At 69.7% G+C, this 11727-nt stretch carries 13 protein-coding genes; 3 read left to right on the forward strand and 10 right to left on the reverse strand.

Translation table 11 applies throughout. From position 1 onward, the window contains the following. Positions 1 to 154 precede the first annotated feature (154 nt). The 4 genes from rpsI to ABLE43_RS10615 form a co-directional block, all read right to left on the reverse strand. Complete coding sequence (gene rpsI / locus ABLE43_RS10600; RefSeq protein WP_348978472.1) at positions 155 to 706, reverse strand: 30S ribosomal protein S9; 552 nt, start codon at positions 704 to 706, stop codon at positions 155 to 157. After that, positions 706 to 1185, reverse strand: coding sequence for a 50S ribosomal protein L13 (gene rplM, locus ABLE43_RS10605; protein ID WP_348978473.1), 480 nt, complete (start codon positions 1183 to 1185; stop codon positions 706 to 708). The genes rpsI and rplM overlap by 1 nt, the downstream gene beginning before the upstream one ends. A gap of 129 nt (positions 1186 to 1314) precedes the next feature. After that, positions 1315 to 2097: a hypothetical protein gene (locus tag ABLE43_RS10610; RefSeq protein WP_348978474.1), complete on the reverse strand. Its 783-nt coding sequence runs from the start codon at positions 2095 to 2097 to the stop codon at positions 1315 to 1317. Continuing rightward, complete coding sequence (locus tag ABLE43_RS10615; RefSeq protein ID WP_348978475.1) at positions 2097 to 3119, reverse strand: COX15/CtaA family protein; 1023 nt, start codon at positions 3117 to 3119, stop codon at positions 2097 to 2099. Before ABLE43_RS10615 ends, ABLE43_RS10610 begins: the two co-directional genes overlap by 1 nt. 98 nt (positions 3120 to 3217) lie before the next feature. Between ABLE43_RS10615 and ABLE43_RS10620 the strand changes: the two genes are divergently transcribed. Beyond that, positions 3218 to 3772 carry a DedA family protein gene (locus tag ABLE43_RS10620; RefSeq protein WP_348978476.1) on the forward strand — a complete coding sequence of 185 codons (555 nt, stop codon included), beginning with the start codon at positions 3218 to 3220 and terminating at the stop codon, positions 3770 to 3772. Positions 3773 to 3918: 146 nt separating this feature from the next. Here ABLE43_RS10620 and coaD read toward each other — a convergent pair whose 3' ends face one another. From coaD to ABLE43_RS10635, 3 genes are read right to left on the reverse strand one after another with little or no spacing between them, the layout of a single operon-like run. Beyond that, positions 3919 to 4419 carry a pantetheine-phosphate adenylyltransferase gene (gene coaD, locus ABLE43_RS10625; protein ID WP_348978477.1) on the reverse strand — a complete coding sequence of 167 codons (501 nt, stop codon included), beginning with the start codon at positions 4417 to 4419 and terminating at the stop codon, positions 3919 to 3921. Beyond that, positions 4416 to 5324 (reverse strand): polyprenyl synthetase family protein, encoded by a 909-nt coding sequence (locus tag ABLE43_RS10630; RefSeq protein ID WP_348978478.1) that lies wholly within the window; start codon positions 5322 to 5324, stop codon positions 4416 to 4418. The genes coaD and ABLE43_RS10630 overlap by 4 nt, the downstream gene beginning before the upstream one ends. Further along, positions 5324 to 5566, reverse strand: coding sequence for an exodeoxyribonuclease VII small subunit (locus tag ABLE43_RS10635; RefSeq protein WP_348978479.1), 243 nt, complete (start codon positions 5564 to 5566; stop codon positions 5324 to 5326). The genes ABLE43_RS10630 and ABLE43_RS10635 overlap by 1 nt, the downstream gene beginning before the upstream one ends. A 134-nt stretch (positions 5567 to 5700) precedes the next feature. Between ABLE43_RS10635 and ABLE43_RS10640 the strand changes: the two genes are divergently transcribed. Continuing rightward, complete coding sequence (locus tag ABLE43_RS10640; RefSeq protein ID WP_348978480.1) at positions 5701 to 5889, forward strand: hypothetical protein; 189 nt, start codon at positions 5701 to 5703, stop codon at positions 5887 to 5889. Between the two features lie 215 nt (positions 5890 to 6104). Here ABLE43_RS10640 and ABLE43_RS10645 read toward each other — a convergent pair whose 3' ends face one another. The 3 genes from ABLE43_RS10645 to ABLE43_RS10655 all read right to left on the reverse strand — a co-directional run bounded on the left by ABLE43_RS10645 (position 6105) and on the right by ABLE43_RS10655 (position 10380). Beyond that, complete coding sequence (locus ABLE43_RS10645; RefSeq protein WP_348978481.1) at positions 6105 to 6605, reverse strand: DNA-deoxyinosine glycosylase; 501 nt, start codon at positions 6603 to 6605, stop codon at positions 6105 to 6107. Next, complete coding sequence (locus ABLE43_RS10650; protein WP_348978482.1) at positions 6602 to 7771, reverse strand: BaiN/RdsA family NAD(P)/FAD-dependent oxidoreductase; 1170 nt, start codon at positions 7769 to 7771, stop codon at positions 6602 to 6604. Before ABLE43_RS10650 ends, ABLE43_RS10645 begins: the two co-directional genes overlap by 4 nt. 212 nt (positions 7772 to 7983) lie before the next feature. Next, positions 7984 to 10380: a glycoside hydrolase family 3 N-terminal domain-containing protein gene (locus tag ABLE43_RS10655; protein ID WP_348978483.1), complete on the reverse strand. Its 2397-nt coding sequence runs from the start codon at positions 10378 to 10380 to the stop codon at positions 7984 to 7986. A 234-nt stretch (positions 10381 to 10614) separates the two neighbouring features. Between ABLE43_RS10655 and ABLE43_RS10660 the strand changes: the two genes are divergently transcribed. Continuing rightward, entirely contained in the window at positions 10615 to 11655 is a 1041-nt protein-coding gene (locus ABLE43_RS10660; RefSeq protein ID WP_425475257.1) for a LacI family DNA-binding transcriptional regulator, read from the forward strand. Positions 11656 to 11727: the final 72 nt, after the last annotated feature.

The raw sequence follows: 11727 nt of genomic DNA on the forward strand, positions 1-11727 counted from the left end.
GCTACCCGTTTGTGATCCAAACGAAAAGGGCGGCCCGACACCGGACCGCCCCAAATCGACCGCGACTGGCCGCAAAGAGGAACTTTTTGGCTCCCCGTGCGTGCGCGCCGGTGCCGCGAAACGCGCCCCTGCGGGCGCGTTTCCGAACGACGTCTTAACGCTTCGAGAACTGGAAGCTGCGGCGGGCCTTCGCCTTGCCGTACTTCTTGCGCTCGACCGCGCGGCTGTCGCGGGTCAGGAAGCCTGCCGCCTTCACCGGGGCGCGCAGCACCGGCTCGTAGCGGGTCAGCGCCTGGCTGATGCCGTGCTTGACCGCGCCGGCCTGGCCCGACAGGCCGCCGCCCTTGACGGTGCAGATCACGTCATACTGACCGGTGCGGTCGGCGACGCCGAACGGCTGGTTGATGACGAGGCGCAGCGTCGGACGCGCGAAATAGACTTCCTGATCGCGACCGTTGATCGTGATCTTTCCCGAACCGGGCTTCAGCCACACGCGGGCGACGGCGTCCTTGCGGCGACCGGTCGCATAGGCGCGGCCATAGGCATCGATTTCCTGCGCGCGCAGCGGGGTGGTCGGACGCGGTGCCTCGACCGGGGCGGCGGCTTCGCCATCGGCCTGCGGGGCCGAAGCCTGCGGCTGGGCGGCGGGCGCCTGCTGGCCGGTCAGGTTCGCGAGGTCGGAAAGGGACTGGCGGTTGTCGGACATTATGCGCCCACCTTGTTCTTGCGGTTCATGCCCGCGATGTCGAGAACCTGCGGGTTCTGCGCTTCGTGCGGATGCTCGGCACCCTTGAAGATGCGCAGGTTGCGCATCTGCTCGCGGCCCAGCGGCCCGCGCGGGATCATCCGCTCGACGGCCTTTTCGAGCACGCGCTCGGGGAAGCGACCCTCGAGCACCTTCTCGGCGGTGATCGCCTTGATGCCGCCGGCATAGCCGGTGTGCTTGTAATAGGTCTTCGTCTTCGCCTTGTTCGAGGTGAAGCGGATCTTGTCGGCGTTGATGACGACGACGTTGTCACCGCAATCGACGTGCGGGGTGAACGACGTCTTGTGCTTGCCGCGGAGCACGTTGGCGATGATCGTCGCCGCGCGACCGACCACCAGGCCGTCGGCATCGACGATGTGCCACTTCTTCTCCACCTCGTGCGGCTTGGCCGACTTGGTGGTCTTCATGAGCGCCTTCATGGGCGTTGGACCTTTCGGATATATGACGCGCCCGCCCCATGCCGGGACGGTGCGAACGAGAGGCCAATTGCCCGCGGCCATGCGATAAGTCAAGCAAACCGGGCGATTGCTGACGGGTATCCGGATACCCTATGGTTCCAGCCGGGTGATCCGGGTGACGGTGCGCGACGTGGCGCTGGGGCCGGTCAGGCGGATCGCCTCCTGCTGCGCGACGATCAAGCCGGTCGCGGGATCGACGCTGCGGGTCAGTTCGCTCACCCGCTCGCCCTTCGCCCCGCCGGGCAGCGCGACCGGACCCGCCAGCCGCCGCTCGTCGACCAGCAGCGCCCCTTGCGCGAACACCCGCTCGGTCCCGCTCAGCGCAGTGCCGATGCCCTGCGGTCCGATGCCCTCCTGCCGGATCGCGCGCTCGGCCATCGTGCCCCCGCGGACGACATCGGGGGCGAGGACGGTGGCGAGCATCGATCCCAGCATCGCGACCTGCTGCGCCTCGGGCATGGCCGCCAGCGGGGCGGTCAGCCGCCGCACCGTCGCCTGCCGTTCGGGATCGCTGCCTGCCGTGGCGATCACCCCGTCGATCAGCCGCTGCCACAGCATGGCGCGATCCTCGACCGCGATCACCGCACCCGCCGCGCTCAGCCGGTAGCGCATCGGCACCCCGCGCAGCCCGGCGAAGGCACGCTCGAACATCGCCCCCGCGCCTGACGACAGGCTGCCGTCGACGGCGGTGATCGTCATCTCGGCGACATAGCCGTCGGTGCCGCGCGCGAAGCGGATCGTGCGTTCGGTGACGTAGCGCCGGGTCACGCCCGCCTCGTCGCGCTCCTGTTCGATGCGGTAGCGATAGGGGGTGTCGGGTACCGGCGCGAAGCCGCTCGCCACCACCGCCTGTACCGCCAGCAGCGCCAGCATCACCGCCGCCCGACCGCGTGCGCGCCCCATGTTGTGGCGACGACCAGCAGCGCACCGACCAGCTGGTGCAGCGCCGCCAGCGCGATCGGCATGCCGCTCATGACGGTGGCGATGCCGAGCAGGATCTGCACGCCGAACGCGACATGGATCGCGCGCGCGACCTTCGGATGCCCGGCGCGCTTCGCGCTCCGCGCCAGCAGGATCAGCGCGGCGACCGCGACCCATGCCCACCAGCGGTGGATGAAGTGCACCACATAGGGATCGTTGACCATCGCATCGAGCGGCGCGCGCAGGCGCCATTCCTGCGCAGGAAAGAACCGCCCGTTCATCAGCGGCCATTCGTTCGTCACCAGCCCGGCGTTCAGCCCCGCGACCCACGCGCCATAGAGCAGCTGCACGAACAGCGCGGCCCCGGCGACCACGCCGATGCCCCGCAGCCGCGCGGGGACCGCCGCCGGATGCTTCGCCAGTTCGCGCAGGTCGAGCGCGGTCCACACCGTGCCCGCAAGGATGAACAGCGCGGTCAGCAGATGCGCGGCAAGGCGCAGGTGCGACACGTCGGTCCGGACCGACAGGCCCGACGCGACCATCCACCAGCCGATCGCCCCCTGCAACCCGCCCAATGCCAGCACCGCCAGCAACCGCGCCTTGTACCCTTGCGGAATCGCGCCGCGCAGCCAGAACCACGCCAGCGGCACGGCAAAGGCGATGCCGATCACCCGGCCCAGCAGCCGGTGGAGATATTCCCAGAAGAAGATGCCCTTGAACTGGGCCAGCGTCATGCCCTGGTTGAGCAGCTGATATTCGGGGATGCGGCGATAGGCGGCGAACTCCGCTTCCCATTGCTGGGCGTTCAGCGGCGGCACGATCCCGCTGATCGGCTTCCATGTGGTGATCGACAGCCCCGATTCGGTCAGCCGCGTGATCCCGCCGACGACGACCATCAGCACGATCAGCGCGGCGACGCTCCACAGCCAGCGGGCGAGGGCGGCGGGGCGGGCGGGGGCGGGGGACGCGGACATGCCGCTGCCTTTACCGCGCGGACGGGCGGCGCGGAAGTGTTTCGCTGGACGCGCCGCGCGGCATCGCTACGGTCGTGGGCGATGCCGGAGCCCACCCCATGACGATCGAGGCGCTGGTCGCGCGCTACGGCCTTGCCGCGCTGTTCCTCGGTGCGGGCGTCGAGGGGGAGACGGTCGTCGTGCTCGGCGGCATCATGGTACATCGCGGGGCGCTGCCCTATGCCGGGGCGATCGCGGCGGCGGCGATCGGATCGTTCGTCGCCGACCAGCTGTTCTTCGCCGCCGGACGCCGGTTCCGCGACCATCCGCGCGTCCAGCGGATGCAGGCGCGCCCGGCCTTCACCAAAGCGCTGGCGGCATTCGAGCGGCGGCCGACGCTGTTCGTCTTCGCCTTTCGCTTCCTCTATGGCCTGCGCACGGTCAGCCCGGTCGCGATCGGCACCACGCGGCTGCCGACCGCGCGGTTCATGGCGCTGAACGCGATCGCGGCGGCGGTGTGGGCGACGGTCTTCGTGTCGATCGGCTACTGGTTCGGCCACGGGCTGAACGACCTGATCGGGCGCTGGCTGCCGTCGTGGCAGGTGCTGGCGGCGGGCGGCGCGGCGGCCGCGCTGGTGCTGGGCGTTGTGTGGGTGGTGCGGCTGCGCGCATAAGATCCTCCCCGGCACGGGGAGGGGGACCATGCGCAGCATGGTGGAGGGGGATCGCCCCGAACGCAGCGGTTCCGTATGCGGCCAACCCCCTCCACCATCGCCTTCGGCGACGGTCCCCCTCCCCGTGCCGGGGAGGAGCGGGTCGCCTATTCCCCCTTGCGCCCCAGCACCTCCACCCGCGCGATCACATCCTCGCACACCGCAGGCGACACGAAGCGATGGATCGCCCCGCCGTACATCGCGATCTCCTTGACCAGTCGCGACGCGATCGGTTGCAGCGACACGTCGGCCATCAGGAAGACCGTCTCGATCCGGTCGTTGATCTGCTGGTTCATGCCCGCCATCTGATATTCATATTCGAAATCGGCGACGGCGCGCAGGCCCCGCACGATCACGCTCGCCCCCTGCCGCTCGGCGAAGGTCATCAGCAGCGCGTCGAACGCCACCACCGCGATGTCGCCGTCCACCTCCGCCACCTCGCGCGCGACCATCGCGAGGCGTTCGGGGAGGGTGAACATCGGCGACTTGGACGGATTGGTCGTCACCCCGATCACCAGCCGGTCGACCAGCTTCGCGCCGCGCCGGATGATGTCCATGTGCCCGCGCGTGATGGGATCGAAGGTGCCGGGATAGACGCCGATCCTCACCGGTCGCGCTCCAGCACATAGCGGGCGATCGCGCGCAGCAGATCGGCCTCGGGGCCATAGTCGCGCAGATGCTCGATCGACTGTTCGACCAGCCGCCGCGCCTGTTCGCGGGCGCGGTCGAGGCCGAGGAGCGACAGGAACGTCTCCTTGCCCGCCTCGCCGTCCTTGCGCAGCGCCTTGCCCACCGACGCCTCGTCGCCCTCGACGTCGAGGATGTCGTCGGCGATCTGGAAGGCCAGGCCGATATCGCGGGCATAGCCGCGCAAGGGGGTGCGCTGCTCGGCGGGCAGGCGCCCGAGGATCGCCCCCGCCTCCACGGAACAGGCGATCAGCGCGCCGGTCTTCATCGCCTGCAACCGGGTGACGGTGTTCAGGTCGAAGGTGGTGTTCTCCGCCTCGAGGTCCATCGCCTGTCCGCCCGCCATGCCCGACGGGCCGGACGCGCAGGCGAGGTCCGCGATCAGCTCGATCCGCACGCGCGGTTCGGGATGGGTCGCCTCCTCGGCAAGGATCTCGAAGGCGAGCGCGTGGAGACAGTCGCCCGCAAGGATCGCGGTCGCCTCGTCATACGCCTTGTGCACCGTGGGCTTGCCGCGGCGCATGTCGTCGTCGTCCATCGCGGGCAGATCGTCGTGGACGAGGCTGTAGACATGGATGCACTCGATCGCGAGCGCGGCACGGGCGGCGCGCGCCCGCTCGACGCCGAACAGCCGCGCGGTGGCGAAAACGAGGAGCGGGCGCAGCCGCTTGCCGCCGCCGATCGCGGCATGACGCATCGCGCGGTACAGGTTGGCGCGCGGATCGTGCGGAACCGGGAGCAGTGCGTCGAACTGGCGGTCCATCTCCGCCGATACTTCGCGCAGCGCCGCGTTCAGCGACACCGACGGCGGGGCGATCGTCGCCATCAGTTGGCGTCGAACGGCTGGGTGGCGGCGCGCCCCTCGGCATCCACCCGGATCGCCTCGATCCGCGCCTGCGCCGCATCGAGCCGCTGTGCGCACTGCTGCCGCAGCAGGTCGCCGCGGGCGTAGAGGTCGATCGCGGTCTGCAGATCCTCCTGCCCCGTCTCCAGCCGGCTGACGATCCCCTCCAGTTCGCGCAGGGCATCTTCAAAGGACAGGGCGGAGACTTCGCGTTCGTCGGACATGGGCGATGCTATGGGGCAGGGGGCGGGGCGATTGCAACCGGGGAGAAGGTCGATCCACGGCCTAAACCGGTTTTACTTCGCGCCGATGCGCTTGCGCCGGGCGACGGTGCTTCTGGCCCTCAAGGTAGCATTGAATGCGCTCCGACCATGACTATCTCCTCGACGGCCACAATGAAAGGAAACAACGGATGGCTGAACCGAGAAATCCTCACCTCAAGGCTGGAAGTCCTTATGCGAAGGACTTCGCGCAGATCGGGCGCGATACGAAAGAACTTAATCGGCGGCGCGAAGCTCTTGTGAAATCAGTAGAAAAGAAGAATTGAGCGGGTAGCGGGTAGCGGGTAGCGGGTAGCGGGTAGCGGGTAGCGGGTAGCGGGTAGCGGGTAGCGGGTAGCGGGTAGCGGGTAGCGGGTAGCGGGTAGCGGGTAGCGGGTAGCGGGTAGCCTGGGGTAATTCATAAGGCGAACGGTCAACGGACAGACCGTTCGCCTTATCCATTGTGCCTGAGAATACCTTAAAGCCAATGGAGGCGATGGCTTCAGTTGCCGCTCTGTCGAGCGTAAAGATACCCCCCGATCGCATCCCACGCCGCCTGCTTCGCCGCCACGCCGACCGTATGCAGCGGGCTGCTCGACGGCAGCAGCAGCGTCGCCACTCCGCCGACCAGCGCCCGCCCGTGCTTCCACGCCGTCCCGCCGTTGAACGCTACCAGCCGCAATTTCGGCAACCCGGCCACCAGCGCCCCCACATCGTTCGCCGCCGCGTCGCGGATCGCCGCGTCGCTGCTGCCGGGCCGGGTCGCGCTCGCCACCACGTCCCACAGGCCGACGCCTGCCGCCAGCAACGCCGCCAGCCGCGCGTCATAGGGCAGGGCGGGCAGGTCAGCGCCCACCACCGGCGACAGCAGCCGCCAGAACTGGTTCTGCGGATGCGCGTAATAGCGTGCGGCCCTGAGCGACGCATCGCCCGGCAGGCTGCCGAGGATCAGCACCCGCGTGGCCGCATCGACCACCGGCGGGAACGACGCCTTGCGGGTCACACCGCCTGTCCCGCGGCCCAGCCGCTCGACCATGCCCATTGGAAATTATAGCCCCCCAGCCAGCCGGTCACGTCCACCGCCTCGCCGATCGCATAGAGGCCGGGGAGGTGCCTCGCCGCCATCGTCTTCTGGTTCAGCCCGTCGGTGGCGATGCCGCCGACGGTGACTTCGGCCTTGGCGAAGCCTTCGGTGCCGCTGGGCATGAACTGCCAGCCCGACAGCCGCCGCTCGATCGCGCTCAGGTCCGCATCGCGCAGGTTGCCCAGCTCGGACGGTGCGTCGATCCGTAGCGCCAGCGCCTCGGCCAGCCGGTCGGGCAGCGCCGCGCCCAGCACCGATCGCATCCCAGCCTTCGGCCGCGCGCGCTTGGCGGCGAGCAGCCAGCCGGGCGGCTGGTCGGGCACGAAGTCGATCGTCACCGGTTGCCGGTGCCGCCAGTAGGATGAGGCTTGCAGGATCGCCGGGCCGGACAGGCCACGGTGGGTGAACAGCGCCGCCTCGCGGAACGCCGGGCCGTCCGCGCTTGCCGTGACCGTCGCCGCCACGCCCGAAAGTTCGCGGAACAGCGCGTCCTCCGCCGCCAGCGTCAGGGGAACGAGCGCCGGGCGCGGCTCGACCACCTTCAACCCGAATTGCCGCGCGAGGTCATAGGCGAAGCCGGTCGCGCCGAGCTTGGGAATCGACGGCCCGCCGGTCGCGATCACCAGCGACGGCGCGGTCGCCTGCCGCGCGCCGAACGCGACGGTGAAGCGCGCGTCGGCATGGGTCACGTCGCGGATCGGCTGGCCGAGCGCCAACTCCGCGTCCGCCGCCTCGTGCAGCACCATCGCCACGATCTGCCGCGCCGATCCGTCGCAGAACAGCTGCCCCAGCGTCTTTTCATGCCATGCGATGCCATGGGCATCGACCAGCGCGACGAAATCCTGCGCGGTATAGCGCCCCAGCGCCGAGCGCGCGAACTGCGGATTGGCGGAGACATAGCGGTCCCAGCTGGTCCCGGTGTTGGTGAAGTTGCACCGCCCGCCGCCCGAGATCACGATCTTGCGCCCCGGTTCGGGGGCATGGTCGATCACCAGCACCCGCCGCCCGCGCTGCGCAGCGATGCCCGCGGCGAACAGCCCCGCGCCGCCCGCGCCGAGGATGATGACGTCATAGGTTGCAGCCATCGCGCGCCCATCGCACAGCCGGGCGGCAAAAGCGACCGGGGCGTTTCGCGCGGTTCGATCCACGAGAACGACCGCCAACACCGTTCGTGTCGAGCGCAGTCGAGACACCGTGCGCAGCGCTTGCCGCCCGTCCCTCGACTGCGCTCGGGACGAACGGGGAGCGGTGGCGCGGATCGGTCGCGGGATGCGCCGACCGCGCCGCCGGGCGTCGCTCAGCGCACCGTCAATGTCGTCGCCTTCAAGCTGGTCGAGCTGTTGCCCGCGCTGATCGTGAAGGTGCCGGGTTCGACCACCCGCTGCATGGCCACGTTCCACAGCGACAGGTCGGCGGGCTTCAGCGTGAACGTCACCGTCCGCCGCTCGCCGGGCTTCAGCGTCACGCGCCGGAACGCCTTCAACTCCAGCACCGGGCGGGTCACGCTCGCCTCGTCGTCACGGACGTAGAGCTGCACCACCTCGTCACCCGCGCGGTTGCCGGTATTGGCCACGTCCACCGCCACCGCGACGCTCTCCCCCGTCCCGATCACCGGCTTGGCAAGGCGCGGCGCGCCCACGTCGAAGCTGGTGTAGGACAGGCCGTAGCCGAACGGATAGAGCGGGGCGGTGCTCTCGAACAGGTATCCGCGACGCGACGTCGGCTTGTGGTTGTAGAAGATCGGCAACTGCCCCTCGCTGCGCGGCACCGATACCGGCAGCTTGCCGCCCGGATTGGCGCGGCCCAGCACCACGTCGGCGACGGCATGGCCGGTTTCCTGCCCGAGATACCAGCCCTCGAGGATCGCGGGCGCGGTCGCGTCGATATACGTCGCCGCCAGCGGCCCGCCGTTGAGCAGCACGACCACCACCGGCTTGCCGGTCGCGAACAGCCGCCGCGCGAGTTCGTTCTGGGAACCGATCAGGTCGAGCTTCTGCCGGTCGCCCAGATGCTCGTCCGCCCATGCCTCGCGGCTGAGCTGTTCGTTCTGGCCCAGCACCAGCAGGATCGTGTCCGCGCCCGCCGCCTTGGCCACGGCTTCCTCGATCAGCGGCGCATTCTCCGCCTCGGGCACGAGGTCCACCTTGTCCGCCGCCCATTCGCGGCTGCGGGTCAGGCGCACGCCTTCGGCATAATCGACGGTGAAGCGGCCCTTGGCGGCCTCCTGCATCCCCTCCAGCACGCTGACGACATGGTTCGGCACATCCGAATAGCCGCCGATCGGGGTGTCGCGGGCATGGGTGCCGACGACCAGCATCCGCCCCACCTTCGCCGGATCGAGCGGCAGGAGATTGCCCTGGTTCTTGAGCAGCACCATCGACCGCACCGCCGCCTCGCGCGCCAGTGCGATCGCCTCGGGCGTAGCGGTCCGCGCTTGCGCCGCGCGGGCGTCGACATAGGGGTTCTCGAACAGCCCCATCTGGAACTTCATCGTCAGGATGCGGCGCACCGCGGCATCGACCTGCGCCTGCGGCACCTGGCCCGATCGCACCATCGCCGCCAGCGTCTTCCACCCCTCCGCGTCGGGCAGCTCCATGTCCACCCCGGCGTCGAGCGCGCGCCTGCCCGCCGCCGCCATGTCGGTGCCGTACAGCCTGTGGCGGGTGTTCAGTTCCTTGATCGCGAAATAGTCGCTGACGACCGACCCCTTATACCCCCATTCGCCGCGCAGCACCTCGCCCAGCAGCCATTTGTTGGCGTGGCTCGGGATGCCGTCGATCTCGTTGTACGACGCCATCACCGCCTGCACCGGCAGTTCCTTCACCGCGCGCTCGAACGGGGGGAAGAAATTCTCGCGCAGCGTGCGTTCCGAGATATTGGCCGGGCCGACATTGGTGCCGTTCTCCGGCTGGCCGTGGCCGGTCATGTGCTTGAGCGTCACCATGACCTTGGTGGGGCCGAGCGGCAGCGTGGTCCCCTGAAACCCGCGGATCGCCGCCAGCCCCATCTCGGACACGAGATGCGGGTCCTCGCCATAGGTTTCCTCGATCCGGCCCCAGCGCGGATCGCGCGCCACGTCGACGACCGGGGCGAGCGCAAGGTTCGCGCCGCGCGCCCGCATCTCGCGCGCGGCGACGCCGAACACCCGCTCGACCAGCGCCGGATCGAAGCTCGACGCCAGCGCGATCGACTGCGGAAAGCTGGTCGCGCCGCGCGCGACATAGCCGTGCAGCGCCTCTTCGTGCATAATCAGCGGGATGCCGAGCCGGGTCTGCTCGACCGCCCAGCGCTGCGCCGCGTTGATATAGTCGGCGGTTTCGCGCGCGGTGCGGTTGACCTGGTTGGCGGCGACGCCCGCCGCATTGTTGCCCGCGCTCACCCCGCGCCGGTCCGACGGGCGGGTGATCTGGCCGATGCCGTCGGGAAAGGCGGCGCGGGCCTTCTCCGCCGAAAAGTCACCCGCCGCCGTCTGGATGTCGCCCTTCTTCTCCCAGATGCCGAGCATCTGCGCGACCTTTTCCTCCAGCGTCATCCGCGCCAGCAGATCCTCGACCCGCGCCGTCACCGGCTGGGCGGCATCCTTGTACAGCGGTCGGTCGGCGGCGGGGCGGGTCTGCGCGACGAGCGGTGCGGCGGCGACGCTGCCGAGCAGTCCGGCGAGCATGAGGGCGAGGGGGGCGGCGCGGCGGATCATGATTCTCTCTCCCGACGGTGCTGCGCGCGGGTCGTGGACGCCCGGGTCGCATGGTAGCGCTATCAGCTATCGCCCGCCTGCATCCGCGTCAACCGATGCTGCAATTGCAAAAGCATCGTGCACCGCATAACCATGCATGCGAAGGAGCCGTCGACCCCCATGCAAAAGCCCAGCCGTCGCAGCCGTGGGAGCGTTACCGTACAGGATGTGGCGCGCGAGGCCGGGGTTTCCGCGATGACCGTGTCCCGCGTGGTCAACGGCGGGGCGAACGTCCGCGAATCGACCCGCGTCGCCGTGACCGAGGCGATCGAGAAGCTGAACTACTGGCCCAACAGCGCCGCGCGCAACCTTGCGGCGGGCGACGCGACCCAGATCGGGCTGCTCTATGCCAACCCCTCGCTCGCCTATCTGTCGAACTTCCTGATCGGCGCATTGGAAGGCGCGCGGCGGATCGGCTGCCACCTCGTCCTCGAACCGTGCGAGGGGGAGAGTGCCGAGGCGCAGGCGGAGGCGACCCGCCGCTTCGCATCGACGGCGGTACAGGGCGTGATCCTGCCGCCGCCGCTGTCGGATTCGGCCCCGGTGCACGCCGAATTGGACGCGGCGGGCATCCCCTCGGTCGCGGTGGCGATCGGCGTGCCGCAGCCGGGGCGCCTCGCGGTGCGGATCGACGATTTCGCGGCGGCGCGGGCGATGACTGCGCATCTGATCGAACAGGGGCATCGTCGCATCGGCTTCATCCGCGGCAATCCCAACAACGGTGCCAGCGGCGAACGGTGGCGCGGCTTCGCGGCGGCGGTCGCGGCGGCGGGGCTGGACCCGGCGTCGATGCCGGTCGAGCAGGGCTATTTCACCTTCCGCTCGGGCATGATCGCGGGCGAGCGGCTGATCGACCGCCCCGACCGCCCGAGCGCGATCTTCGCGAGCAACGACGACATGGCGGCGGCGGTCATCAGCGTCGCGCACCGCCGCGGGCTGCACGTGCCGCAGGACGTGAGCATCGTCGGCTTCGACGACACCTCGCTTGCCACCACCACTTGGCCCGAGATCACGACCGTGCGCCAGCCGATCGCCGCGATGGCGGAGGCCGCGGTCGAGCTGCTGATCGCGCGCATCCGCGAACAGCGGCTGGGGCAGGGGGAGGCGGTCGAGGAGCGCGTGCTCGACCATGAACTGGTCGTGCGCGAATCGTCCGGCCCCGCGCCGGTCGCCGCCGCCGTGCCCGCGCCGGTGCGCCGTCGTGCCGCCGCAAAGCGGGTCGCGGCCACACGCTGACGCTTGCATTTGTCGGAATAATTCGCCACCGTTACCGCTAACACGCCGTTTGGAACGGCGGTGATGCAGGAG

It is taken from the genome of Sphingomonas silueang (assembly GCF_040049155.1).
Lineage (GTDB): Bacteria > Pseudomonadota > Alphaproteobacteria > Sphingomonadales > Sphingomonadaceae > Sphingomonas > Sphingomonas silueang.

Excerpts from the sequence above, each read along its gene's own strand:
- rpsI (WP_348978472.1), bottom strand. The coding sequence starts at position 706 with ATGTCCGACAACCGCCAGTCCCTTTCCGACCTCGCGAACCTGACCGGC.
- rplM (WP_348978473.1), bottom strand. The coding sequence starts at position 1,185 with ATGAAGGCGCTCATGAAGACCACCAAGTCGGCCAAGCCGCACGAGGTG.
- ABLE43_RS10610 (WP_348978474.1), bottom strand. The coding sequence starts at position 2,097 with ATGCTGGCGCTGCTGGCGGTACAGGCGGTGGTGGCGAGCGGCTTCGCG.
- ABLE43_RS10615 (WP_348978475.1), bottom strand. The coding sequence starts at position 3,119 with ATGTCCGCGTCCCCCGCCCCCGCCCGCCCCGCCGCCCTCGCCCGCTGG.
- ABLE43_RS10620 (WP_348978476.1), top strand. The coding sequence starts at position 3,218 with ATGACGATCGAGGCGCTGGTCGCGCGCTACGGCCTTGCCGCGCTGTTC.
- ABLE43_RS10630 (WP_348978478.1), bottom strand. The coding sequence starts at position 5,324 with ATGGCGACGATCGCCCCGCCGTCGGTGTCGCTGAACGCGGCGCTGCGC.
- ABLE43_RS10635 (WP_348978479.1), bottom strand. The coding sequence starts at position 5,566 with ATGTCCGACGAACGCGAAGTCTCCGCCCTGTCCTTTGAAGATGCCCTG.
- ABLE43_RS10640 (WP_348978480.1), top strand. The coding sequence starts at position 5,701 with ATGCGCTCCGACCATGACTATCTCCTCGACGGCCACAATGAAAGGAAA.
- ABLE43_RS10650 (WP_348978482.1), bottom strand. The coding sequence starts at position 7,771 with ATGGCTGCAACCTATGACGTCATCATCCTCGGCGCGGGCGGCGCGGGG.
- ABLE43_RS10655 (WP_348978483.1), bottom strand. The coding sequence starts at position 10,380 with ATGATCCGCCGCGCCGCCCCCCTCGCCCTCATGCTCGCCGGACTGCTC.
- ABLE43_RS10660 (WP_425475257.1), top strand. The coding sequence starts at position 10,615 with ATGACCGTGTCCCGCGTGGTCAACGGCGGGGCGAACGTCCGCGAATCG.